Source organism: Pseudomonas mercuritolerans, from assembly GCF_025706525.1.
In the GTDB taxonomy this organism is placed as follows: Bacteria; Pseudomonadota; Gammaproteobacteria; order Pseudomonadales; family Pseudomonadaceae; genus Aquipseudomonas; species Aquipseudomonas mercuritolerans.
On the sequence record NZ_JAMSHA010000003.1, the window covers coordinates 780,608 to 804,119 of the forward strand.

The 23,512-nt window shown below is 58.9% G+C and carries 17 protein-coding genes and 1 rRNA gene; 7 read left to right on the top strand and 11 right to left on the bottom strand.

The window, feature by feature from the left end:
- Window positions 1–28: 28 nt before the first annotated feature.
- Both fadB and ND528_RS12065 read right to left on the bottom strand, forming a co-directional pair.
- A complete protein-coding gene (gene fadB / locus ND528_RS12060) occupies window positions 29–2,176 on the bottom strand; it encodes a fatty acid oxidation complex subunit alpha FadB (protein ID WP_263470398.1) in 2,148 nt (715 codons plus the stop codon).
- Window positions 2,177–2,702: 526 nt separating this feature from the next.
- Entirely contained in the window at window positions 2,703–3,140 is a 438-nt protein-coding gene (locus ND528_RS12065) for a hypothetical protein (RefSeq protein ID WP_024013641.1), read from the bottom strand.
- A 103-nt stretch (window positions 3,141–3,243) separates the two neighbouring features.
- On the opposite strand from ND528_RS12065, the gene ND528_RS12070 reads away from it, so the two are divergent.
- Window positions 3,244–3,681, top strand: coding sequence for a universal stress protein (locus ND528_RS12070; RefSeq protein WP_016775498.1), 438 nt, complete (start codon window positions 3,244–3,246; stop codon window positions 3,679–3,681).
- Window positions 3,682–3,872: 191 nt separating this feature from the next.
- Here the strand turns inward: ND528_RS12070 and ND528_RS12075 are convergent, their stop codons facing one another.
- The gene (locus ND528_RS12075; protein WP_125918334.1) at window positions 3,873–5,795 is read right to left on the bottom strand and encodes an ATP-binding cassette domain-containing protein; all 1,923 of its coding nucleotides are present in this window, start codon (window positions 5,793–5,795) and stop codon (window positions 3,873–3,875) included.
- 214 nt (window positions 5,796–6,009) lie between these two features.
- Here ND528_RS12075 and ND528_RS12080 point away from each other — a divergent pair, with 214 nt between their 5' ends.
- On the top strand, window positions 6,010–7,938 hold the full coding sequence (locus ND528_RS12080; RefSeq protein ID WP_263470399.1) for a transglycosylase SLT domain-containing protein: 1,929 nt from the start codon (window positions 6,010–6,012) through the stop codon (window positions 7,936–7,938).
- A 105-nt stretch (window positions 7,939–8,043) separates the two neighbouring features.
- Here the strand turns inward: ND528_RS12080 and ND528_RS12085 are convergent, their stop codons facing one another.
- Together ND528_RS12085 and ND528_RS12090 are read right to left on the bottom strand one after the other, a co-directional pair.
- Complete coding sequence (locus ND528_RS12085) at window positions 8,044–9,060, bottom strand: Fic family protein (protein WP_130909905.1); 1,017 nt, start codon at window positions 9,058–9,060, stop codon at window positions 8,044–8,046.
- Between the two features lie 55 nt (window positions 9,061–9,115).
- Window positions 9,116–10,900: an ABC transporter transmembrane domain-containing protein gene (locus ND528_RS12090; RefSeq protein ID WP_263470400.1), complete on the bottom strand. Its 1,785-nt coding sequence runs from the start codon at window positions 10,898–10,900 to the stop codon at window positions 9,116–9,118.
- Window positions 10,901–11,158: 258 nt separating this feature from the next.
- Here ND528_RS12090 and ND528_RS12095 point away from each other — a divergent pair, with 258 nt between their 5' ends.
- Window positions 11,159–11,338 carry a PA1571 family protein gene (locus ND528_RS12095; RefSeq protein WP_130909900.1) on the top strand — a complete coding sequence of 60 codons (180 nt, stop codon included), beginning with the start codon at window positions 11,159–11,161 and terminating at the stop codon, window positions 11,336–11,338.
- A 154-nt stretch (window positions 11,339–11,492) separates the two neighbouring features.
- Here the strand turns inward: ND528_RS12095 and pdxB are convergent, their stop codons facing one another.
- The gene (pdxB, locus tag ND528_RS12100; protein ID WP_263470401.1) at window positions 11,493–12,638 is read right to left on the bottom strand and encodes a 4-phosphoerythronate dehydrogenase PdxB; all 1,146 of its coding nucleotides are present in this window, start codon (window positions 12,636–12,638) and stop codon (window positions 11,493–11,495) included.
- 160 nt (window positions 12,639–12,798) lie between these two features.
- On the opposite strand from pdxB, the gene ND528_RS12105 reads away from it, so the two are divergent.
- A complete protein-coding gene (locus ND528_RS12105; protein ID WP_038862250.1) occupies window positions 12,799–14,208 on the top strand; it encodes an MATE family efflux transporter in 1,410 nt (469 codons plus the stop codon).
- Between the two features lie 134 nt (window positions 14,209–14,342).
- On the opposite strand, the gene tusA is transcribed toward ND528_RS12105, so the two are convergent.
- Together tusA and rlmM are read right to left on the bottom strand one after the other, a co-directional pair.
- Window positions 14,343–14,594 carry a sulfurtransferase TusA gene (tusA, locus tag ND528_RS12110; protein WP_130909902.1) on the bottom strand — a complete coding sequence of 84 codons (252 nt, stop codon included), beginning with the start codon at window positions 14,592–14,594 and terminating at the stop codon, window positions 14,343–14,345.
- A 144-nt stretch (window positions 14,595–14,738) separates the two neighbouring features.
- Entirely contained in the window at window positions 14,739–15,812 is a 1,074-nt protein-coding gene (gene rlmM, locus ND528_RS12115) for a 23S rRNA (cytidine(2498)-2'-O)-methyltransferase RlmM (RefSeq protein ID WP_263470402.1), read from the bottom strand.
- A gap of 222 nt (window positions 15,813–16,034) precedes the next feature.
- Here rlmM and acnA point away from each other — a divergent pair, with 222 nt between their 5' ends.
- The gene (gene acnA / locus ND528_RS12120; protein ID WP_263470403.1) at window positions 16,035–18,776 is read left to right on the top strand and encodes an aconitate hydratase AcnA; all 2,742 of its coding nucleotides are present in this window, start codon (window positions 16,035–16,037) and stop codon (window positions 18,774–18,776) included.
- A gap of 314 nt (window positions 18,777–19,090) precedes the next feature.
- On the opposite strand, the gene ND528_RS12125 is transcribed toward acnA, so the two are convergent.
- Window positions 19,091–19,579 (bottom strand): SRPBCC family protein, encoded by a 489-nt coding sequence (locus ND528_RS12125; protein WP_186566086.1) that lies wholly within the window; start codon window positions 19,577–19,579, stop codon window positions 19,091–19,093.
- A gap of 176 nt (window positions 19,580–19,755) precedes the next feature.
- Here ND528_RS12125 and ND528_RS12130 point away from each other — a divergent pair, with 176 nt between their 5' ends.
- Window positions 19,756–20,670, top strand: a complete 915-nt coding sequence (locus ND528_RS12130; RefSeq protein WP_263470404.1) for an ADP-ribosylglycohydrolase family protein — start codon at window positions 19,756–19,758, stop codon at window positions 20,668–20,670.
- Between the two features lie 40 nt (window positions 20,671–20,710).
- Window positions 20,711–21,115, top strand: coding sequence for a lysozyme inhibitor LprI family protein (locus ND528_RS12135; protein ID WP_263470405.1), 405 nt, complete (start codon window positions 20,711–20,713; stop codon window positions 21,113–21,115).
- 44 nt (window positions 21,116–21,159) lie between these two features.
- Here ND528_RS12135 and mrdA read toward each other — a convergent pair whose 3' ends face one another.
- Window positions 21,160–23,052 (bottom strand): penicillin-binding protein 2, encoded by a 1,893-nt coding sequence (mrdA, locus tag ND528_RS12140; protein WP_137214623.1) that lies wholly within the window; start codon window positions 23,050–23,052, stop codon window positions 21,160–21,162.
- Between the two features lie 191 nt (window positions 23,053–23,243).
- Window positions 23,244–23,359, bottom strand: a 5S ribosomal RNA gene (gene rrf / locus ND528_RS12145).
- Window positions 23,360–23,512: the final 153 nt, after the last annotated feature.

Sequence of the window (23,512 nt, forward strand, 5' to 3'; positions counted from 1 at the left end):
AGTTCACTCTCACTCTAGTTGGGGGCGCTTAACCGAAGAAGCTCTGGCCGTTCTTGGCCATTTCGCGCAGCTTCGCGGTCGGGTGGTACAGCGCGCCCAAATCAGCGTACTGGTCAGCCAGGGCAACGAACTCGGCAACACCGATCGAATCGATGTAGCGCAGCGCGCCGCCACGGAATGGAGGGAAACCGATACCGTAGACCAGACCCATGTCGGCTTCGGCGGCGGTTTCAACGATGCCGTCTTCCAGGCAACGCACGGTTTCCAGGCACAGCGGGATCATCATCCAGTTGATGATGTCTTCGTCAGTGACTTCGCGCTGCTCGTAAACGATCGGCTTGAGCACTTCGAGTACCGACGGATCGGCGACTTTCTTCTGCTTGCCTTTCTTGTCGGCCTCGTAGGCGTAGAAGCCCTTGCCGTTCTTCTGGCCCAGGCGCTTGGCTTCGTACAGCACGTCGATGGCCGAGCGACGGTCATCCTTCATGCGATCCGGGAAACCTTCAGCCATCACGTCACGACCGTGGTGACCGGTGTCGATGCCGACCACGTCCATCAGGTACGCAGGACCCATCGGCCAGCCGAATTTTTCCATGACCTTGTCGATACGCACGAAGTCGACACCGGAGCTGACCAGCTTGGCGAAACCGCCGAAGTACGGGAACAGCACGCGGTTGACCAAGAAGCCCGGGCAGTCATTGACCACGATCGGGTTCTTGCCCATTTTCTTCGCGTAGGCAACGGTGGTGGCGATGGCCAGTTCGCTGGACTTCTCGCCCCGGATGACTTCCACCAGCGGCATCATGTGCACCGGGTTGAAGAAGTGCATGCCGACGAAGTTTTCCGGACGTTTGAGGGCCTTGGCCAGCAGGCTGATGGAAATGGTCGAGGTGTTGGACGCGAGGATGGTGTCCTCTTTGACCTTGTCTTCGACTTCAGCCAGTACCGCTTGCTTGACCTTCGGGTTCTCGACCACAGCTTCGACAACCAGATGGACGTGACCGAAGTCGCCGTAGGACAGGGTCGGACGAATGCCGTTGAGCACTTCAGCCATCTTCGCAGCGGTCATGCGACCCTTGTCAACGCGGCCAACCAGCAGCTTGGCGGCTTCGGCCAGACCCTGCTCGATACCGTGCTCGTTGATGTCCTTCATCAGGATCGGCGTGCCTTTGGAAGCCGACTGATAGGCGATACCGCCACCCATGATGCCGGCGCCCAGTACGGCAGCCTGCTTCACATCTTTGGCGATTTCGTCATAGGCCTTGGCCTTTTTCTTCAGCTCCTGATCGTTCAGGAACAGGCCGATCAGGCTCTGTGCGGCAGAAGTCTTGGCCAGTTTGACGAAGCCTGCAGCTTCCACTTCCAGCGCTTTGTCGCGACCAAAGTTCGCGGCTTTCTGGATGGTCTTGATCGCTTCAACCGGCGCAGGGTAGTTCGGGCCGGCCTGGCCCGCCACGAAACCTTTGGCGGTTTCGAAAGCCATCATTTGCTCAATGGCGTTCAACTTGAGTTTTTCAAGTTTTGGCTGACGCTTGGCCTTGTAATCGAACTCGCCGGAGATGGCGCGCTTGATCAGTTCAAGGGCAGCTTCCTGCAGCTTCTCTGGAGCAACCACGGCGTCGACGGCGCTGACTTTCAGCGCGTCTTCAGGACGGTTTTCCTTGCCGGCGGCAATCCACTCGATGGCATTGTCAACACCGATCAGGCGTGGCAGACGTACGGTACCGCCGAAGCCCGGGTAGATGCCCAGTTTCACTTCCGGCAGACCGATCTTGGCCTTGGTGGACATGACGCGATAGTCAGCGGCCAGGCACATTTCCAGACCGCCACCGAGAGCGATGCCGTTGATGGCCGCGACGGTTGGCACGTTGAGGTCTTCGAAATCGCTGAAGATCTTGTTGGCTTCGAGATTGCCTGCAACCAGCTCGGCATCCGGCAGCTTGAAGTTGTCGACAAATTCGGTGATGTCGGCGCCGACGATGAATACGTCCTTGCCGCTGCTGACGATCACGCCCTTGATCGAAGCATCTGCCTTGATGGTGTCTACGGCCTGACGCAGTTCGTTCAGGGTTAGACGGTTGAACTTGTTGACGGACTCACCCTTGAGGTCGAATTTCAATTCGACGATGCCACTTTCAAGAGCTTTAACCGTGATGGCTTTACCTTCGTAAATCATCAACTGATCTCCACGATATGGAAGCTGAACAGTACACGTCGGACGCAGGCTTATGGCTCAGAAGGACGCTTTGCTCGTCGATACTGACACCGTCTGCCTGGCACACCCGCCAACGCGATAGTCGGGATTCTGTAGGAGCAGTCTGTAAGACAAACGCTCAATTCATACGCCCGTTTGATTCGGGTACGTCACCTTCACGGAATTTCTGACAATTGTCAATCGCCCTAAATTCGGGCTGAAATGCGACTTTGCAGTCATTTCTGCACCATGATGAGCAGCAACACCCGCCCCGATGTGCAACCATTCATAGAATCAATAGTTAGAAAAGTCGCCCTAATTTCCGCCGCGCCCTGTTCAGAAGGCTACGCTGGGGGGACTGCGAGGAAATTTGCCGGGGCGATCAAAGCGCCTGCCGCAAAAAAAGATTACCGGCCTGCCTGGCCAACCCGCCCGACGAATCATGTCGGGCTTTTTATTGCGCGTCTGCCGGACGTTTCACACCGTTGCAGTGAGAAAAGTCCGCGCATCACGCCAGTGCTTTCAGCGTCGCGTCGATATCCTGCAGAACCGTCGCCTCGCCCTTCTCACCCCAGTACAAGGCGATCATCTGCTTGTCCGCTTCGATCTTGAAAACATTCCCCGGCAATTTTTCGAAATAATCGAGCAGGGTCCGGTCACTGCAGACTTCCTGCCATTGGTTGACCCACACGCCCGGGGTTTTCTGCCAGTAGGTCCAGCACGCCGGTTGACTGCCACGCCGCGGCCGGTGGTATTGGGCGCAGGGATTCGGCGGCTCCGGCAGCAGCCAGTGCGGCCACTCCTGCGGCGCCAGCTGCATGGCCAGGCCGATGCGTCGCGCTTCCATGCGCAGGGCCATGCGCCCGCTCTGCGTGCGCGACGGGCGCAACCATGCCAGCGGACTTAAAACTACCAGCAGGATTGACACCACCAGCCAGACCGTCATATCTGTACTCCCGATTTTTGATGAGCCCATTGTGTCACTAGCGAACCAATGCGCTTGAAACCAGCCATACTTACCAATATCGAACCCTCAGGAGGAGCACCTCATGCCCTACCACCACATACTGGTCGCCGTAGATCTGACCGAAGAGTGCGACCCTGTGATCCACCGCGCCCGCGAGCTGTCGGTGAGCAACGCTGCCAAGTTGTCGCTGGTGCATATCGTTGAACCTATGGCCATGGCCTTCGGTGGCGACGTGCCAATGGACCTGTCACAACTGCAACAACAACAGTTTGATCAGGCCAAGGAGCGTCTTGAAAAACTCAAATCGAAGTACCCCGAGCTCGAAGGCGCCAATTGCCATCTGACCTACGGCCAGCCACGCCAGGAAATCCATCATTTCGCCAAGGAACAAGCGTGCGATCTGATCGTGGTCGGAAGCCATGGCCGTCATGGCCTGGCACTGCTGCTCGGCTCGACCGCGAATGACGTGCTGCACGGTGCGCCATGCGATGTACTGGCGGTGCACCTGGTCAAACGTTGATCTGCCTTGCTCTTTGTGGGAGCGAGCCTGCTCGCGAATACGTCGGCACATTCAATATGAGTGCTGCCTGACACACCGCTTTCGCGAGCAGGCTCGCTCACACAGTTACCTGTTCCAGCCTGTAGATCGCGTTACATATGAAAAGCCCGGCGCTCATCACTGAGCGCCGGGCTTTTTCACATCACAACCGATCAGGCATCCAGCTCGGCCCAACGCTCCACCAACGCATCCAGCTCGGCCTGCAATTGCTCCAACGAAGCAATCACTTTGGCCGTTTCCGCCGGCGGACGCTGGTAAAAACCGGCTTCAGCCATTTCCGCTTCAACCGCGGCGATCTGCTGCTCCTTGGCGTCGATGTCGCCCGGCAAGGCTTCCAGCTCACGCTGCAGCTTGTAGCTGAGTTTCTTCTTGGCAACCGGAGCAGCAGCGGCAAGCGCAGCCACCGGAGCCGGCTCAGCGGTAACCACCGCCGAATTCAGGTCAGCCTTGCCCGACTTGCTTTCAGTCACACCCAACAGACGCGGCGAGCCGCCCTGACGGATCCAGTCCTGATAGCCGCCGACATATTCACGAACCTTGCCTTCGCCTTCGAAGACCAGGGTGCTGGTCACCACGTTATCGAGGAATGCCCGGTCGTGGCTGACCATCAACACGGTGCCGTTGAAAGTCAGCAGCACTTCTTCGAGCAGCTCGAGGGTTTCCACATCGAGGTCGTTGGTCGGTTCGTCGAGTACCAGCAGGTTCGCCGGTTTACTGAACAGCTTCGCCAGCAACAGACGCGCACGCTCGCCACCGGACAACGCCTTGACCGGCGTACGCGCACGCTGCGGGCTGAACAGGAAATCACCGAGATAGCTCAGCACATGGCGGCTCTGACCGTCGATATCGATAAAGTCGCGACCTTCGGCGACGTTGTCGATCACGGTTTTTTCCAGATCCAGCTGATGGCGCAACTGGTCGAAGTACGCCACGTCGATGCGTGTGCCCTCTTCCACTTTACCGCTGGTCGGTTGCAGACCGCTGAGCATCAGTTTCAACAGGGTGGTCTTGCCGGTACCGTTGGCGCCGAGCAGACCGATACGGTCGCCGCGCTGCAGGACCATGGAGAAATCCTTGATCAGGAACGGCCCGCCCGGATGCGCGAAGCTCACGTTCTCGAGGACCATCACCTGTTTGCCGGATTTGTCGGCGGTTTCGAGCTGGATGTTGGCCTTGCCGGTACGCTCGCGACGCTCACTGCGCTCAACGCGCAGGGCTTTCAGCGCGCGCACGCGACCTTCGTTACGGGTACGCCGGGCCTTGATACCCTGACGGATCCACACTTCTTCCTGAGCAAGTCGCTTGTCGAACAGCGCGTTGGCGGTTTCTTCAGCAGCCAGCGCAGCTTCTTTGTGCACGAGGAAACTGGCGTAGTCGCCGTTCCAGTCAATCAGGCCGCCGCGATCCAGTTCGAGAATGCGCGTGGCGAGGTTTTGCAGGAAGGAACGGTCGTGCGTGATGAACAGCACGGCGCCCTGGAAATCTTTCAGCGCCTCTTCGAGCCAGGCAATCGCACCGATGTCCAGGTGGTTGGTCGGTTCGTCGAGCAGCAGCAGGTCCGGTTCGGACACCAGCGCCTGCGCCAGCAGCACGCGACGACGCCAGCCGCCGGAGAGTTCGGCGAGGGTCTTGTCGGCCGGCAGTTGCAGGCGGCTCAGGGTGCTGTCGACCAGCGTCTGCAAGCGCCAGCCGTCACGGGCTTCGAGGTCGTGCTGAACGTGCATCAGTTTGTCCAGATCGGCGTCGGTGACGATGTTCTGGCTCAGGTGATGGTATTCGGCGAGCAAGGCGCCAACACCGTCCAGGCCTTCGGCAACCACGTCGAAGACCGTCCGGTCGTCGGCCACTGGCAATTCTTGCGGCAATTCGCCGATTTTCAGACCGGGGGCACGCCACACCGAGCCGTCATCGGGCTTCTGGTCGCCCTTGACCAGTTTCATCATGCTGGACTTGCCAGTGCCGTTGCGGCCGATGATGCACACCCGCTCACCACGGGCGATCTGCCAGGACACCTTGTCCAACAACGGCATAGCGCCGAACGCAAGGGACACATCGCTGAATTTGAGCAGGGTCATGAGCTTCTCCAAAAACCGGGGGCGCATTCTACCTGACTTGAGGCTTCAGCAGGCCGGCAATTTGTCTGTCGAAGCACTCTGCACAACATTTGTTGCGAACTTGTGCAGCGAGGCGCGCAAAGCTTTCGCCGCTTGCTGGCAAAAGGCTAAGCTACAGGCAATTCAGTGCGGATTCCGATCGGCACTTGTCATGATTTCTCTGCCCGGATGTCTCATGCGCAGTCGCCTTTTCAGTGTTTTGTCCTGCTTGTTTCTTACCGCCGCTGCCGCTCAATCCGTCCAGGCGGTGGATTTGTCCACCCAACGCCAGTATTACGATGAAGCCAAACGCGCACTGGCCAAGGGCGATACCGGCCCGTATTTCCGTTACAGCCAGGCGTTGGCCGATTATCCGCTGGAGCCGTACCTGGCCTACGACGAGCTGACCGCGCGCCTGAAGACCGCGAGCAACGCGGAAATCGAGAAATTCCTCGCCGAACACGGTGACCTGCCGCAAGCCAACTGGATGAAACTGCGCTGGTTGCGCTGGCTGGCCGATCGCGGCGACTGGGCGACGTTCGTCAAGTATTACGATCCAAAGCTGAATTTCACTGAACTCGACTGCCTCAACGCGCAGTACCAGATCAGCCACGACAAGAAAGCCGAAGGCTATGCCAACGCAGAAAAACTCTGGCTGACCGGCAAATCGCAACCGGCCGCCTGTGACGCGCTGTTCGGTATCTGGGCTGCCGACGGCCAGCTCACCGAGCAAAAACGCTGGGAGCGCACCAAACTTGCCGCGCAGGCGCGCAACTATCCGCTGGCCAACAGCCTGATCAACGGCCTGACCACCCTCGCCCCGCGCGGTCGCTTGCTGGTCGATGTGGCGCAGAAACCCGAACTGCTCAACCAGCCGTCGCGCTTCACCCCGGCCGACGAGCCGATGTCAGACGTCGTCAGCCTCGGCCTGCGCCGCCTCGCTCGGCAGGATCCGGACAAGGCCATGGCCCTGCTCGACGGTTACGCCAGCAGCATGCATTTCTCACGCGATGAAAAGGTCGCGATCGCCCGCGAGATCGGCCTGACCCTGGCGCGCCGCTTCGACAGCCGCGCGCTGGACGTCATGACCAAATACGATCCGGAGCTGCGCGACAACACCGTCTCGGAATGGCGCCTGCGTCTGCTCTTGCGTCTGGCTCGCTGGAATGATGCCTATGAGCTGACCAAACGTCTGCCGCAAGACCTGGCCACCACCAACCGTTGGCGCTATTGGCAGGCGCGCAGCCTGGAACTGGCCCAGCCGCAGAACCCGCAAGCGCTTACGCTGTACAAGAATCTGGCGCGGGAACGTGACTTCTACGGTTTCCTCGCCGCAGACCGCTCACAATCGCCTTACTCGCTGAACAACAAACCGCTGGTGCTCAGCCAGGCGCTGATCAACAAAGTGCGAAATACCCCCGGGGTTCGCCGCGCACTGGAGTTTCATGCACGCGGGCAGATCGTCGACGGGCGCCGCGAGTGGTATCACGTCAGCCGGCATTTCAACCGCGATGAAATGGTCGCCCAGGCCAAACTGGCCTACGACCTGAAGTGGTACTTCCCGGCAATCCGCACGATCAGTCAGGCACAGTACTGGGACGATCTGGACATCCGCTTCCCGATGGCTCACCGCGATACCCTCGTGCGTGAAGCCAAGGTTCGCGGCCTGCATTCGAGCTGGGTGTTCGCCATCACCCGGCAGGAAAGCGCCTTCATGGACGACGCGCGCTCCGGCGTCGGCGCCAGCGGTCTGATGCAATTGATGCCCGGTACGGCCAAGGAAACCGCGCGCAAGTTCAGCATTCCCCTGGCTTCGCCCCAGCAAGTGCTGGATCCAGACAAAAACATCCAACTGGGAGCCGCTTATCTCAGCCAGGTACACAGCCAGTTCAACGGCAACCGCGTACTCGCCTCCGCCGCCTACAACGCCGGCCCCGGCCGCGTGCGCCAGTGGCTGCGCGGCGCTGATCACCTGAGTTTCGACGTCTGGGTGGAAAGCATCCCCTTCGACGAAACCCGGCAATACGTGCAGAACGTGCTGTCGTACTCGGTAATCTACGGCCAGAAGCTCAACTCGCCGCAGCCGCTGGTGGATTGGCATGAGCGATATTTTGATGATCAGTAACCGGTAATGCCGGTTACGTAGGAGCTGCCGAAGGCTGCGATCTTTTGATCTGGCTTAACAAAAATGCCCGCACTGGAATGCGGGCATTTTTTAAGTGCAGCAGATCTATCTCTTCTCCTGCGCGACCTTGAGCTTGCCTGCCTCGGTGAGCAGGTATTTCTGAACAGGACTGTTCGGACTCTGAGGGTCCGTCATTTGTACAAATCCCGCTGCCAGCGCGGGTTTAAGGTAGTTGGACCTGAATGTCGCTTTATGTCTAAGGCCCAACTCGCCCATTAACTCGCTGGTTTTCAGCGCCCGGTTATCCAACGTTTGCAACAGCTTCCTTACTGGGTCGGTTACTGGGTCGGCCGCTTGCTCACTTTCAACGGCCTCGCGCAGTGCAAGACTCAACGCCTGAAGCATGTATTCAACAAACGGCGTCGATTCTGCCATCCGCTCCGCTGTCGAGAGCGCAGCGTAATAGGCATCCTGCTGATCCCGGATAACCGCCTCAACTGGCAAGTAGGCAAGCACCGGTCGCCACTGACTTAGAATCAGCGTTTGCCAGAGACGCCCCATCCTCCCATTTCCATCCGCGAAAGGATGAATGAACTCGAATTCGTAATGGAAGACACAGCTGATGATCAGCGGATGCCAATCGGATGAGCCAAGCCATGCCAAGAGGTCATCGATCAAATGCGCAATCCGACTCGGCGGCGGCGCCATATGCACCAACTGATCGCCTCGATAGATGCCAACGCCCGTACGGCGCAGTTGCCCGCAATCCTCGATCAAACCTTTCATCAATAGCTCGTGGGCCCGCAAAAGATCAGCCTTGCTGGCCGGATCCCAAGCGGCCATCGACTCATAAGCCTCGAAAGCGTTATGGACTTCCTGTATCTCTTTGGGCAGCCCCAAGACACGCCGCCCGGCAATGACCGCAGTGACCTGTTCAACACTCAATGTATTGTTTTCGATAGCCAGCGAAGCCTGAATCGTACGGATTCGATTGCTTCGACGCAGCTGAGGCGTCTGCCTACTATCGTCCACAGCCAGGAGTTGACCTATTTGTTCGCTGATTTCGGCGATCAGCGTAATCATTCGTGCAGTCAGGGTCAGCGGCGGCTGATAACGACTCATATCCTCATCCTGGAATCATGCAGTTCGTAATGATGCCCGATGTTGGCGCCATGCATCAGTTCTGTTTAGTCGCCTCATAACCATCATTAAACTGCAACGCCGCCAGCCGTGCGTACAGCGGATTGCTGGCGATCAATTGCTGATGCGTCCCCACCGCTACCAGCTTGCCTTGATCCATCACTGCAATCCGGTCAGCGTTCTTCACCGTGGCCAGTCGGTGCGCTATGACCAACGTGGTGCGGTTTTCCATCAGCGTTGGCAGGGCCTGCTGGATCAGATGCTCGCTCTGTGCATCGAGGGCGCTGGTGGCTTCGTCCAGGAGCAGGATCGGCGCGTCTACCAGCAAGGCGCGGGCGATGGCCAGACGTTGGCGCTGACCGCCGGACAACCCGAGGCCGCCGTCTCCCAGATGAGTCTGATAGCCGTCCGGCATTTGTTCGATGAAGCCGTGGGCGTGGGCAATTCGCGCAGCTTCCTTGACCTGTTCAAGCGTGGCCGTCGGGCAGCCGTAGCGGATGTTGTCCTCCACACTGCCGAAGAACAAAGCAGGGGTTTGCGAGACCAGGGCGAAACAGCGGCGCAGATCCAGCGGGTCAAGGCTGGTCAGCGGCACGCCATCGAGGAGAACCTGCCCCTCGCGTGGATCGTAGAAGCGCAGCAACAAGTCGTAAACCGTGGACTTGCCGGCGCCGGACGGCCCCACCAATGCCAGTGTTTCGCCTGCCCTCACCGTCAGATTCAAGCCATCGACGGCGTAGCTTTGCGGACGCGACGGGTAGGAAAAACGCACGTCGCGCAGTTCAAGTTCTCCTTTGACTCGCGCTGGCAAAGTGACCAGTCCGGTCGACGGTGGCTGGATGATGTTTTCCGAGCGCAGCAATTCCGCGATGCGTTCAGCAGCACCCGCAGCGCGTTGCAGCTCTCCGATCACTTCGCTCAGCGTACCGAACGCACTGCCGACAATCAGGCTGTAGAAAACGAATGCCGCCAATTCCCCGGCCGAGATACGCCCGGCCATAACGTCCATGCCGCCGACCCACAACATCACCGCCACCGCGCCAAGCACCAGCACGATCACCAGCGTGATCAGCCACGCCCGCTGGAAGATCCGTTTGCGCGCGGTTTCGAACGCCTGCTCGACGGTCGAGGCGAAACGCTGCTCGTCCTGCACCTGGTGGTTGTAGGCCTGCACGGTTTTGATCTGGCCGAGGGTTTCCGACACGTAACTGCCGATATCGGCGATGCGATCCTGGCTCTGGCGCGACAGATTGCGCACGCGGCGGCCGAAAATCAGGATCGGCGCGATCACCAGCGGCAGTGCAATCACGACAATGCTGGTCAACTTCGGATTGGTAATGAACAGCAGCACTACACCACCGATCACCATCAGCAGATTGCGCAGGAACAGCGAGAGCGACGAACCGATCACCGATTGCAGCAAGGTCGTGTCAGCGGTCAGGCGCGACTGGATTTCCGAGCTGCGGTTGTCCTCATAAAAGCCCGGATGCAGATACACCAAGTGATTGAACACCTGGCGACGAATGTCGGCGACCACGCGCTCGCCGATCCACGACACCAGATAAAAACGGGCAAAGGTGCCAAGGGCCAGCCCGAGCACCAGCAGCATGAAAATCCCGATGGACTGATTGAGCAGATGCGGCGATCGGGTCATGAAGCCCTGATCGACCAACAACTTGATGCCCTGCCCCATCGACAGGGTGATGCCGGCGGTGACGATCAACGCGAGCAATGCGCCGAAGGCATGCCAGCGGTACGGCAGGAGAAAATGACTGGTCAGGCGCAGGGCGCGCCGGTGTCGGGAAGAAAGCATGGAGATCATGGAGTTCACGTCTGTGCAGATGGATCGGGCCAGCCTACAGACTCAGATGGGGTGGAACTCTGTAAATCACAATGAGTCAGGTTAAATATGCCCGGGATGTCCGGATGCTAGAAACGATTGGTCTAAGGTTGCGGTTGAGACGAGCGGTCATTTCTGTTTGAGTAGAGATGCCGCCCGCCGACAGACCGCAGGGAGTTGTCACAGCCTGGTCACGTGGCGGTTTTAACTTAGGCACACAACCTGATGAGGAGACAGGCCATGTCCTTGCAACACAGCAGCGAAGACAAGATTGAAGTGATCCGCACCAAACCCGACCAGTCTCTGGGTTGCTCGATTATCGATGAGCAGGGCCGCGAAGTACCGATCACTGAAGACATGATCCAGGACGCTTGCCGCGAACTGGAGAAGCGATTGGTCAAGCCTGTCGAACAAGAGTGATACAGCCAACGCCTTCCTGACCCGGCCCTGATTGGCCGGGTTTTTTATGTCTGTAATTTAGCTGCGAATCGTGTAGGAGCTGCCGAAGGCTGCGATCTTTTGATCTCCAAAAAGCAAGATCAAGAGATCGCAGCCTCGTTTCACTCGACAGCTCCTACAGGACACGGGTTGCCCCCAGCGCCTCAACAATCTGCCGCAACCCCGGCGCATCACCTTCGATTCGCACCTTCAGCCCTTCGATCTCGCGTCGCACCGGATACTGCTTGCGCAACGCGTCAAACGCCGCACGCTGCTCAGCGACATTTCCCACTAGACTGCGGCGGAAATCCGCATCATCGCGGCGCGGGTCGTACACGCCCCGGCACAACATCGCCAGCGCCCACGCCGGGTCGCTGTCACAGTGCAGGGATACCTCCGACAACCATGCCGCTGGCAACAGATCACTCAACTGGATAACTGCAGGTTGGCCGCTGAAAGCGCAGTAGGCTTGATAGATTTGCGCGGTCCCGCGTTGCTTGCCGTCGAGGCTGTAACCGGCAATATGTGGCGTGGCCAATAAGCAGAGCTCGGCCAGCGCAGGGTCGACTTCCGGCTCCTTCTCCCAGACGTCGAGCACCGCTTGCAGGTCCTCGCGCTCCAGCAGCACCTCACGTAGCGCAACGTTATCCACCACAGGGCCACGCGCCGCGTTGATCAGCCAGGCACCCTGCTTGAGTTGCTGCAAACGCTGTTGATCGAACAGGTGCCAGGTTGCAGAGTCGCCGCTGCGGGTCAATGGCGTATGCAGGCTGATCACGTCGCACTGCTCGATGATCTGCTCAAGGCTGACATAATCACCTCCCTCGGCAGCCTGCCGCGGCGGATCGCAGACCTTGACGTTCCAGCCCAGGCCCTTCAGGACCTTGATCAAGCGCCCCCCCACTTCACCGGCGCCGACGACGCCGTAAGTGCGCTGAGTCAGATCTGCGCCTTCGATCTCGGTCAGTGTCATCAGACTGCCCAGCACGTAGTCGACAACACCACGAGCATTGCAACCCGGCGCGCTCGACCAGCAGATCCCGGCCTCGTTGAAGTAGTCAAGATCCAGATGATCGGTGCCGATGGTGCAGGTGCCGACAAAGCGCACCTTGCTACCTTCGAGCAGCGCGCGATTGACGTTGGTCACCGAACGCACCAGCAACACATCAGCCTGCTCGACCGTCGCGCGGTCAATGGAGCGGCCCGGCACTCGGCGGATGTCACCGAAACCGGCAAAAAAGGCATCGAGCAGCGGGATATTTTCGTCGGCAACAATCAGCATGGCGGGCTCCTTGGGCGGATCGGCAGTTTAGGTGCTGACGCGTCGATCAGCCAGCAGGGTTTGCGCTTACAAATGCGCAACAGAGGATTTTTCCTGACCGAGGCGTCAGCGGCGTAGAATGCGCCGCTCTGCGCATCAATACTTTCTGGACGCTTTGCCTGTGAACCCTGTAACTGACCAACCTGTCGCCGTCTCGCTGAGCCGCCCTGCGCGGATTCGCCTGGAGTTGAAAAACCTGCTCGCCCTCGCCCTGCCGATCATCATCGCGCAACTGGCGACCACGGCCATGGGCTTCGTCGATGCGGTGATGGCCGGGCGCGTCGGGCCCAAAGATCTGGCGGCGGTGGCGCTGGGCAACTCGATCTGGGTGCCGGTGTTTCTGTTGATGACCGGCACCCTGTTGGCCACCACACCAAAAGTCGCCCAGCGTTTCGGCGCCGGCAAGCACAGCGAGATCGGCCCGATCGTGCGTCAGGCGTTGTGGCTGGCACTGGTAGTCGGATTGATCGCCACCTCGATGCTGGTCGCCGCCGAGCCTGTGCTGCACCTGATGAAGGTCGATCCCGAGTTGATCGGCCCGTGCATGCAATATCTGCACGGCATCGCCAGCGGCTTGCCAGCGGTGGCCTTCTATCACGTGCTGCGCTGCACCAGCGATGGCATCGGCCGGACCCGCCCGGCCATGGTGCTGGGCCTCTGTGGTCTGGCGCTGAACATCCCGCTGAACTACATCTTCATCTATGGCCACTTTGGCGTTCCGGCCATGGGCGGCGTTGGCTGCGGCTGGGCCACGGCAATCGTGATGTGGGTGATGGCGCTGGGCCTGGCCGGGTACGAACGCTGGGCACCGGCCTATCGCTCAAGCGAACTGTTCAGCCGTTTCGACTGGCCGCAGTGGGCGGTGATCAAACGTCTGCTGTCGATCGGTTTGCCGATCGGCATCGCGGTGTTTGCCGAGTCGAGCATCTTCGCCGTGATCGCCCTGCTGATCGGCAGCCTCGGCGCGACGGTGGTGGCCGGGCATCAGATCGCGCTGAACGTCAGCTCCCTGGTGTTCATGATTCCCTATTCGCTGGGCATGGCGGTCACCGTGCGTGTCGGCCAGGCGCTGGGCCGCGAGGAACCGCGTGAGGCACGTTTTGCCGCTGGAGTCGGCATGGGCACGGCGCTGGCCTACGCCTGCCTGTCGGCGAGCCTGATGCTGGCGCTGCGCGAGCCGATTGCGGCGATCTATACCGCTGATCCAACGGTGATTCACATTGCCGCGATGCTGATTGTCTACTCGGCGCTGTTCCAGTTTTCCGATGCGATCCAGGTGACTGCCGCCGGCGCACTGCGTGGCTATCAGGACACTCGGGTGACGATGATCCTGACTCTGTTCGCCTACTGGGGGATTGGTTTGCCGGTGGGTTACGCGCTGGGCCTGACCGATTGGCTCGGCGAGCCACGTGGGCCGAGCGGCTTGTGGCAGGGTTTGATCGTCGGCTTGAGCTGCGCTGCACTGATGCTGTCGATCCGGCTGACACGCAGCGCGCGCAAGCGGATTCGGATCAGTCGTTCGGCGGGTTGAGCCTTTACGCAAGACAAAAAAATGTGGGAGCGAGCCTGCTCGCGAATGCGGTGAATCAGTCGCCATCAATAGTGACTGAGATACCGTTTTCGCGAGCAGGCTCGCTCCCACAGTTGTTCTATGTGTAGCCGCTGTTAAGCGTCTTTCTTGCGAATCCAGTACAGATAGGTGCCGGCCTCTTCGTGCTGGCTGACTAGCTCATGGTCAAGAAACACGCAGAACTTGGGGATATCGCGCTTGGTCGAGGGATCGGTGGCGATCACCTTGAGCAGGCCGCCGGGCACCAGATCGCGGATGTGCTGGTGCAACATCATCACCGGTTCCGGGCAATTCAGGCCGGTGGCGTCGAGGGTGCCGTCGACCGCGGTATCGATCATTTCACTCATGGTTCACTCCAGAAACTGGTCGGCATTGTCGCGCATTGCTTGGGATATCGTCCAACCCATGTGGGAGCGAGCCTGCTCGCGAAGGCAATCCGTCAGCCCCACCGCTTTCGCGAGCAGGCTCGCTCCCATAGGTTCAGTGTTGTGTCAGCGCGATTTGGGTTTTCTGGTGTCGTGCCGGCGCAGATGACAAGTCACTTCCTCGCGGTCGTGATACAGCTGCTTGCAACCGATATCAACCTTGATCCCACGCGCCTTGAAACCGTCGGCAATGCGCTCGAGCAGACGTTTCACTTCGGCATAACGCTGCTTCATTGGCAGCTTCAGGTTGACCACTGCTTCGCGGCAATGTCCTTCGCCGATCCACTCTTCCAGCATCGCCGCGTTACGCGCCGGTTTCTCGACGATGTCGCAAACCATCCAGTCCACCGGCTGCTTCGGCTTGAAGGTAAAACCGTCCGCCATCAGATGCTGGACCAGTCCGGTTTCCATCAGGCTTTCAGCCATCGGGCCGTTGTCGATGGCCGTCACCAGCATGCCACGGTTGACCAGTTGCCAGGTCCAGCCGCCCGGCGCGGCGCCGAGGTCGACGCCGGTCATGTCGCTGTGCAGGCGATCTTCCCACTGGTCGCGCGGAATGAAGTGGTGCCACGCCTCCTCCAGCTTCAAGGTCGAACGGCTGGGCGCCTCGCGAGGAAACTTCAGGCGTGGAATGCCCATCGGCCACATTGCCGAATTGCCGGCATCGGCCATGCCGAGGAACACTTCGCGTCCGCTTTTGAAGGTCAGCAACAAACGCGGCTTGCTGGCGTCTTCCACCAGTTTGCCAGCGGCGGTCAGCGCCTTGCGCAGCGGGCCTTCGAACTTTTTGCAAAAGTTCGACAGTTCCTTGCCGTCATTGGTATCGACCACTTCCAGCCACAGACTGCCAAACACCGGGAAATCGGCCATGTGCGCGAGGATTACGCTGATGCGATCGTTTTCCGGCAGATCGATGAAAAAGCCCCGCGCCCACTGCCGGGGGAAGATCAATTCGGCGAAACGCTGACCGCGCATCAGACGTTCGGCACCGTCCGCTTCGGTGCAGACAAACTCGGCGCAGGCCGCGGCTGTTTTGGCTTTGGCGTAACCGGCCACATTGAGACGGGCGGCGAGATCGGAAATCTCCGAACAGACTTCGCCTTCGAAGCCGGGCCGGCAATGCATGAATAGGGTGTTCATTTTTACTCCTGGGCAGCGGTCGATCATTCGGCCGCTGCGCGATGCTCAAGCCTTGCGTTGCCGCAATGCCTGTCACGAAAACCGGCGCATGATAGCTGAAGTCGGAACCTTGGTTCCGTCCATAGAGTCCAGTTATTAGCCAGCTACTCAAAACAGGGCTAGGTTTAATGCTCTGCCCGTCCCCTCAGTCCGTAGCCGTGCGGACTCAAAGGAGTGATCGTAATGCCGTCCCTCGATAGTCTGAAGTCACTGAAAACCCTACAAATCGACGCCACGACCTACCACTATTTCAGCCTGCCGGAAGCCGCCAAAAGCCTGGGCGATCTCGACAAGCTGCCGATGTCATTGAAGGTCCTGCTGGAAAATCTGCTGCGCTGGGAAGACGAAAAAACCGTCACCGGCGCTGACCTCAAGGCCATTGCCGCCTGGCTTAAGGAGCGCCGCTCCGATCGCGAAATCCAGTACCGCCCTGCCCGTGTATTGATGCAGGATTTTACCGGCGTCCCCGCCGTGGTCGACCTCGCCGCCATGCGTGCGGCGATGGCCAAGGCCGGTGGCGACCCGCAACGAATCAATCCATTGTCGCCGGTGGATCTGGTGATCGACCACTCGGTAATGGTCGACAAGTTTGCCAGCGCCAGTGCCTTCGAACAGAACGTCGACATTGAAATGCAACGCAACGGCGAGCGCTATGCCTTCCTGCGCTGGGGCCAGAGTGCGTTCGACAACTTCAGCGTGGTCCCGCCGGGCACCGGCATCTGCCATCAGGTCAACCTTGAGTACCTCGGCCGCACCGTATGGACCAAAGACGAGGATGGCCGCACCTACGCCTTCCCCGACACACTGGTCGGCACCGACTCCCACACCACCATGATCAACGGCCTCGGCGTACTCGGCTGGGGCGTGGGCGGGATCGAAGCGGAAGCGGCGATGCTCGGGCAACCGGTGTCGATGCTGATTCCAGAAGTGATCGGCTTCAAACTCACCGGCAAGCTCAAGGAAGGCATTACCGCTACCGATCTGGTGCTGACCGTGACGCAGATGCTGCGCAAGAAAGGCGTGGTCGGCAAATTCGTCGAATTCTATGGCGACGGTCTCGCCGACCTGCCGTTGGCCGACCGCGCGACCATCGCCAACATGGCTCCGGAATACGGTGCGACGTGCGGTTTCTTCCCGGTCGACGATGTCACCCTGGAATACCTGCGCTTGTCCGGCCGGCCGCCGGAAGTGGTGAAACTGGTCGAGGCCTACACCAAAGCTCAAGGCCTGTGGCGTCTGCCGGGTCAGGAGCCGGTGTTCACCGACAGCCTGGCGCTGGACATGGGCAGCGTCGAAGCCAGTCTGGCCGGTCCGAAACGCCCGCAGGATCGCGTCTCGCTGCCGAACGTCGCGCAGGCCTTCAGTGATTTCATCGACCTGCAGTTCAAACCCACCAGCAAGGAAGAAGGACGCCTGGAAAGCGAGGGCGGTGGCGGCGTCGCCGTGGGCAACGCCGATCTGGTCGGTGAGGCGGACTACGAATACGAGGGCAAGACCTATCGCCTGAAAAACGGTGCAGTGGTGATCGCCGCGATCACATCCTGCACCAACACTTCCAACCCGAGCGTGATGATGGCCGCAGGGTTACTGGCGAAGAAAGCCGTCGAGAAAGGCCTGACGCGCAAACCTTGGGTGAAGAGTTCATTGGCGCCGGGTTCGAAGGTCGTCACCGACTATTACAAGGCTGCCGGGCTGACTCAGTACCTTGATCAGCTCGGGTTTTCGTTGGTCGGCTACGGTTGCACCACCTGCATCGGCAACTCCGGGCCATTGCCGGAGCCGATCGAGAAAGCCATTCAGAAAGCCGATCTGACCGTTGCATCAGTCCTGTCCGGCAACCGCAACTTCGAAGGTCGCGTACACCCACTGGTGAAAACCAACTGGCTGGCCTCGCCTCCGCTGGTCGTCGCTTACGCATTGGCTGGCAGCGTGCGCACCGATATCAGCAGCGAACCGCTGGGTGAGGATCAACAGGGCAATCCGGTGTATCTGCGTGATATCTGGCCAAGCAGCCGGGAAATCGCCGAAGCGGTGAATCAGGTCAATACGGCGATGTTCCACAAGGAATACGCCGAAGTGTTTGCCGGCGACGAACAATGGCAAGCCATCGAGGTGCCGCAAGCGGCCACATACGTCTGGCAGGACGATTCGACCTACATTCAGCATCCACCTTTCTTCGACGACATTTCCGGCCCTCTGCCGGAAGTCAAAGATGTTAAAGGCGCGCGGGTCTTGGCCTTGCTCGGTGATTCAGTGACCACCGACCACATCTCCCCCGCCGGCAACATCAAGGTCGACAGCCCTGCCGGACGTTATCTACAGGAAAAAGGCGTCGAACCGCGCGACTTCAACTCCTACGGTTCCCGTCGCGGCAATCATGAAGTGATGATGCGCGGCACGTTTGCCAACATCCGTATTCGCAACGAAATGCTTGGGGGCGAGGAAGGCGGGAACACCATTTACATTCCCACCGGGGAAAAAATGGCGATCTATGACGCAGCGATGAAATATCAGGCTTCGGGGACGCCGTTGGTGGTGATTGCCGGTCAGGAGTACGGCACCGGGTCGAGCCGTGACTGGGCGGCGAAAGGCACCAATCTGCTGGGCGTCAAAGCCGTGATTGCGGAGAGCTTCGAACGCATTCACCGCTCAAATCTGGTCGGCATGGGTGTGCTGCCGTTGCAGTTCAAGCTTGATCAGAACCGCAAGAGCCTCAATCTGACCGGCAAAGAGACGTTTGAGATTCTGGGATTGACCGGCGTCGAGCTGAGGCCGCGGATGAACCTGCCGCTGGTAATCACTCGCGAGGATGGGCGTCAGGAGAAGATTGAAGTCTTGTGCCGGATTGATACCTTGAATGAAGTTGAGTACTTCAAATCCGGGGGGATTCTGCATTATGTGTTGCGGCAGTTGATTGCTTCGTGACGGGGTGACATTCGCCCAGGCTGTGATCTTTTTGACTTGGCTTTCAAAAGCAGGATCAAAAGATCGCAGCCTTCGGCGGCTCCTGCATTCAGGCGAAAAAAAACCCGCCGAAGCGGGTTTTTCCCAAGACCATTATCGACTCCCTGTCGGCAGCGATCCTTGCGATGGTCGATCGTCCATGATCCTGAAACACTCCCTGTGTCTCAGTTGATGTGTGTAGATTACCCAGTGGATCCAATCAGCAATAGTCGTAAAAGCTACCAACGCGTGTAAGACATTCGCCATACAGACACTTCCGAAAACCCTTAGACCTGTCAGGCACTGCCGCTTGCACGAGCCCTGGCGCTTTCGGCGAGAAACTGTTCAAGCCTGCTCAACTGCTCCTCCCAGCCGCGACTGTCCATGTAATACGCCTCTTTCTGACGGATATCAGGGATGTGCGCGAAGCCGGATTCCGAAACCTTGAGTAGTGTGCCGTCTTCGAAGTCCTGCAATTCGAACTTGACCAGTGTGGTCGGCTCTTGTGAATAGTCGATCTTCGGGTTGACCGCATACGGGTGCCAGCGAAAAGAAAACAACTGCTGCGGCTCGACCCGCTCGATCAGCACATTCCACAATACGTGTTCATAACCGGGGTACGTGACCTGGCCCTGCGTCCACTCGCCGGCGATGAAACGCCGGCCCTCGAGAGCCACGCCGAACCACTGGCCAAAGGCCTCGGCATCGACCAATGCACGCCAGACGTGGGAACGCGACGCCTTGAGCGTGATTTTGCGTTCGAAACTGTTAGGTACTGGTTTCATACGTCACCTCCTGTTCTGAACACTAGGCTTGTATGACCACATGTCCAATGCGAAGTTGTATCCAGGCGCTGCAGCCACCGCTTTGAGCGGACACATCCTGCGGTATTTTCCGCTCTGTGATCGGCGCCGCCTGACCTGCTATCTTTCCAGCGAATCCGCAGAAACAAGGACGAATCATGCAGCCTTCTCTTGCCGATCGGTATCGCGGCGCCCTCCTCGGCCTGGCTTGCGGCGATGCGGTCGGTACAACGGTCGAGTTCCAACCGCGAGGATCATTCCTGCCGCTGAGCGACATGGTTGGCGGCGGCCCGTTCCAGCTCAAGCCTGGGCAATGGACCGATGACACCTCAATGGCACTGTGCCTGGCCGAAAGCCTGCTGCGCAAAAACGGTTTCGATGCGGCTGATCAGATGGGCCGCTATCTCAATTGGTGGAAATGGGGATACCTGAGCTCCACCGGTGAATGTTTCGACATCGGCATGACCGTCAGCCAGGCGCTGGAACAGTATCAGCGAACCGGGGAGCCTTTCGCAGGGTCGAGTGATCCGTTGACTGCTGGTAACGGGTCGCTGATGCGGTTGGCACCAGTCGTGCTGTTTTATTTTCCGGACGCTCGACAGATCCAGATCCACGCTGCCGACAGTTCGCGCACAACCCATGCTGCGCCGGAGGCAATCGAGTGCTGCCTATTGCTGGCTGATCTGATCGCACGAGCGCTTGAGGGTGCGGAGAAAACACAGCTTCGCCGGGCGCCGCTGTTATCTCTCTCCCAGCCCGATGTGGCTGCAATTGCCCGAGGTGAGTATCTCGGCAAAGCGGAAAACGAAATCAAAGGCAGCGGTTATAGCGTGAAATCGCTGGAAGCCGCTTTGTGGTGCTTTCACCACACGCAGACGTATGCCGACGCGGTGTTGAAAGCAGCCAATCTCGGTGATGATGCGGATACGACGGCGGCTATCGTGGGTCAGTTGGCAGGTACTTTCTACGGTGCTAGGGCAATTCCCGAACACTGGCTGGAGCGGCTGCATGAAGGCGAAGAAATCACCGCCACTGCGGATCGCTTGCTTGAGGCCTCCCGGCTACGTACATAACACTCGATACACTTTTTCCACTCGATACAGCGAGAACCTTATGTCAGTGCGTCTGCTTCTGGCCCTTGCGCCCTTTATGTTTGCCCCTTTCGCCCATGCCGCCGTCGATTGCGTCAACGCCAGCGATCAGGCGACGATGAATCAGTGCGCGGGGCAAGCCTTCAAAGCGGCAGACAAGGAGTTGAATACGCTCTATCAGCAGATCACCGGGCGTCTCAAGGACAACCCGGACGGAAAGAGGCTGTTGGTCAACGCGCAGCGGGCATGGGTCAGCTTTCGGGATGCCGAGTGCAAGTTTTCGGCTTCTGGGGTGGACGGCGGGAGTGTCTATCCATTGATTTACAGCGATTGCCTGACGGGAATGACCAAGACGCGCGTCGAGTCGCTCAAGCAATATTTGAAATGTGAGGAAGGTGATATGAGTTGCCCGGTACCCGGTGCGTAATCACAGGCTCCGCTTACGGAGCCTGTGCTGTGAACCGTTACGCCTCAGACGTGAGGATCGCCCGGCGCTTTGCTCGGCGCTGCGTATTGCGGCTTGAGGTGGCCATCCTGATCGAGTAACCAGGCGTCCATGATCTGCCGCACTACTGGACCGGCAACACGACCACCCGCCTCGCCGTTTTCGATCATTACCGAGATGGCGATCTTCGGATGCTCGGCCGGTGCAAATCCTACAAACAGGGCGTTGTCACGGTGGCGCTCGAGGGTTTTCTCACGGTTGTAGCGCTCACCCTGCTTGATCGCCACCACTTGCGCCGTACCACTCTTGCCAGCGATGCGGTATTGCGCCCCCGCAGCCGCCGCTCGTGCGATGCCTCGAGCATCGTGCATGACCATCTGCATTCCGTGATTGACCTGCTCCCAATCGCGCGGATCTTTAAGCAGAATGTTCGGCATCGGGTGCTCGTCAACCGGCGCAACGCCGTCGACCGACTTGGCCAAGTGCGGTCGATTCCATATCCCCTTGTTGGCGATGAGGGCAGTGGCCTGGGCCAATTGCAGTGGTGTGACCTGCATGTAGCCCTGGCCGATGCCCAGAATAACCGTCTCGCCGGGATACCAGGCCTGTCGCCGAGTAGCGCGTTTCCACGCTTGCGACGGCATCAGACCGGGCGACTCTTCAAACATGTCCAGCGAGACTTTTTCACCAAGGCCGAACATCGCCATGTAGTCGTGCAGACGATCGATGCCAAGCTTGTGCGCCAGATCATAGAAGTAGGTGTCGTTCGAGCGCATGATCGCCGCGTCCATGTCCACCCAACCATCACCACTGTGGTTCCAGTTGCGATACTTGTGATCGAAGTCCGGTAATTGGTAGTAGCCGGGATCGTATACGCGGGTCTGCGGGGTCACGACGCCGGCGTCCAGACCCGCGATGGCGACTTCGGGCTTGATCGTCGAGCCTGGGGCATAAAGGCCGCGCAATACGCGGTTGAACAGCGGACGGTCGATGGAATCGCGCAGCGCTGAATATTCCTTTGAACTGATCCCGGTGACGAAAAGATTCGGATCGAAGCTCGGGTTGCTGACCATGGCCAGCACTTCTCCAGTGGACGGATCAAGGGCAACCACGGAACCACGGCGGTTGCCCAAAGCAGCTTCAGCGGCTTCCTGCAGCTTCACATCGAGACTGAGGACGATGTTTTTACCAGGCACCGGATCGGTGTGCCTGAGTACGCGCAGCACTCGGCCTTGAGCATTGGTTTCGACTTCTTCGTAACCGACATGGCCGTGCAACTGCGCTTCATAAAAACGCTCGATACCGGTTTTACCGATGGACTGCGTACCTCGGTATTCCACGGAGTCGAGAGTTTTCGATTCTTTTTCATTGATCCGACCGACATAACCGATCGAATGGGCGAAATGGGCGCCGAGGGGATAGTGGCGGACAAACTGCGGCTCGACATCAATGCCCGGCAAGCGAAACTCGTTAACCGCCAGGACGGCAATCTGCTCTTCCGTCAGCTCATAAAACAGGGTGACCGGTGTGAACGGATGCCGGGATTGCTTCATCGCCTTGTCGAATACCGTGCGGTCTTCAGCAGGCAAGTGCAGCAAGTTGATGACTTCGTCCAATTCTTGATTGACGTCGGTGGCACGCTCACGGGTGATGGTCAGGTTGTAGCTGGGGCGATTGTCGGCGAGCAACACACCGTTGCGGTCGTAGATCAATCCACGCGTTGGCGGTATCGGGAGGACATGGACGCGATTGTTTTCGGAGATGGTCGAGTGGTAGTCGAATTCCACGACCTGAAGGATGTACAGGCGCACCACCAGAGCGCAGCTGATGGCGAAGACAAACAGAGCGCAGGCGATCAATCGCTTGTTGACCAGCCGCGTCTCTTTTTCATGATCCTTGATCGGGATTGGTTCAGGCATTTCTACAGCAACTCTTTGACATAAATGAGTGCCGATCCGTGGGCAGGACATCAGTCCGTTAAAAAACGAGCTGCACCATATCAAAACTGGCCGTCCACTTCAGAATGAATTTCCCCGGTGGCAGGCTGAAAACTTTCCCGCAGGCAAAACAAAACCCCAACTGCTTTCGCAATTGGGGTTTCGGAATTTAATCTTGACGATGACCTACTCTCACATGGGGAAACCCCACACTACCATCGGCGATGCATCGTTTCACTGCTGAGTTCGGGATGGGATCAGGTGGTTCCAACGCTCTATGGTCGTCAAGAAATTCGGGTACTGACTCGGGACCGGATGGCCTCGCTTCAGCAAATTGGGTATGTGACAGCTGTCGGTGTTTGTGCGTTTCGAACTTTCGGTTCGTTTCGTCTTCACACACCGCAATCTGGCTTTTAAGCGCAAATTGCTTGGGTGTTATATG

Coding starts and splice junctions, on each gene's coding strand:
- fadB (WP_263470398.1), bottom strand. CDS start 2,176: ATGATTTACGAAGGTAAAGCCATCACGGTTAAAGCTCTTGAAAGTGGC.
- ND528_RS12065 (WP_024013641.1), bottom strand. CDS start 3,140: ATGACGGTCTGGCTGGTGGTGTCAATCCTGCTGGTAGTTTTAAGTCCG.
- ND528_RS12070 (WP_016775498.1), top strand. CDS start 3,244: ATGCCCTACCACCACATACTGGTCGCCGTAGATCTGACCGAAGAGTGC.
- ND528_RS12075 (WP_125918334.1), bottom strand. CDS start 5,795: ATGACCCTGCTCAAATTCAGCGATGTGTCCCTTGCGTTCGGCGCTATG.
- ND528_RS12080 (WP_263470399.1), top strand. CDS start 6,010: ATGCGCAGTCGCCTTTTCAGTGTTTTGTCCTGCTTGTTTCTTACCGCC.
- ND528_RS12085 (WP_130909905.1), bottom strand. CDS start 9,060: ATGAGTCGTTATCAGCCGCCGCTGACCCTGACTGCACGAATGATTACG.
- ND528_RS12090 (WP_263470400.1), bottom strand. CDS start 10,900: ATGATCTCCATGCTTTCTTCCCGACACCGGCGCGCCCTGCGCCTGACC.
- ND528_RS12095 (WP_130909900.1), top strand. CDS start 11,159: ATGTCCTTGCAACACAGCAGCGAAGACAAGATTGAAGTGATCCGCACC.
- pdxB (WP_263470401.1), bottom strand. CDS start 12,638: ATGCTGATTGTTGCCGACGAAAATATCCCGCTGCTCGATGCCTTTTTT.
- tusA (WP_130909902.1), bottom strand. CDS start 14,594: ATGAGTGAAATGATCGATACCGCGGTCGACGGCACCCTCGACGCCACC.
- rlmM (WP_263470402.1), bottom strand. CDS start 15,812: ATGAACACCCTATTCATGCATTGCCGGCCCGGCTTCGAAGGCGAAGTC.
- acnA (WP_263470403.1), top strand. CDS start 16,035: ATGCCGTCCCTCGATAGTCTGAAGTCACTGAAAACCCTACAAATCGAC.
- ND528_RS12125 (WP_186566086.1), bottom strand. CDS start 19,579: ATGAAACCAGTACCTAACAGTTTCGAACGCAAAATCACGCTCAAGGCG.
- ND528_RS12130 (WP_263470404.1), top strand. CDS start 19,756: ATGCAGCCTTCTCTTGCCGATCGGTATCGCGGCGCCCTCCTCGGCCTG.
- ND528_RS12135 (WP_263470405.1), top strand. CDS start 20,711: ATGTCAGTGCGTCTGCTTCTGGCCCTTGCGCCCTTTATGTTTGCCCCT.
- mrdA (WP_137214623.1), bottom strand. CDS start 23,052: ATGCCTGAACCAATCCCGATCAAGGATCATGAAAAAGAGACGCGGCTG.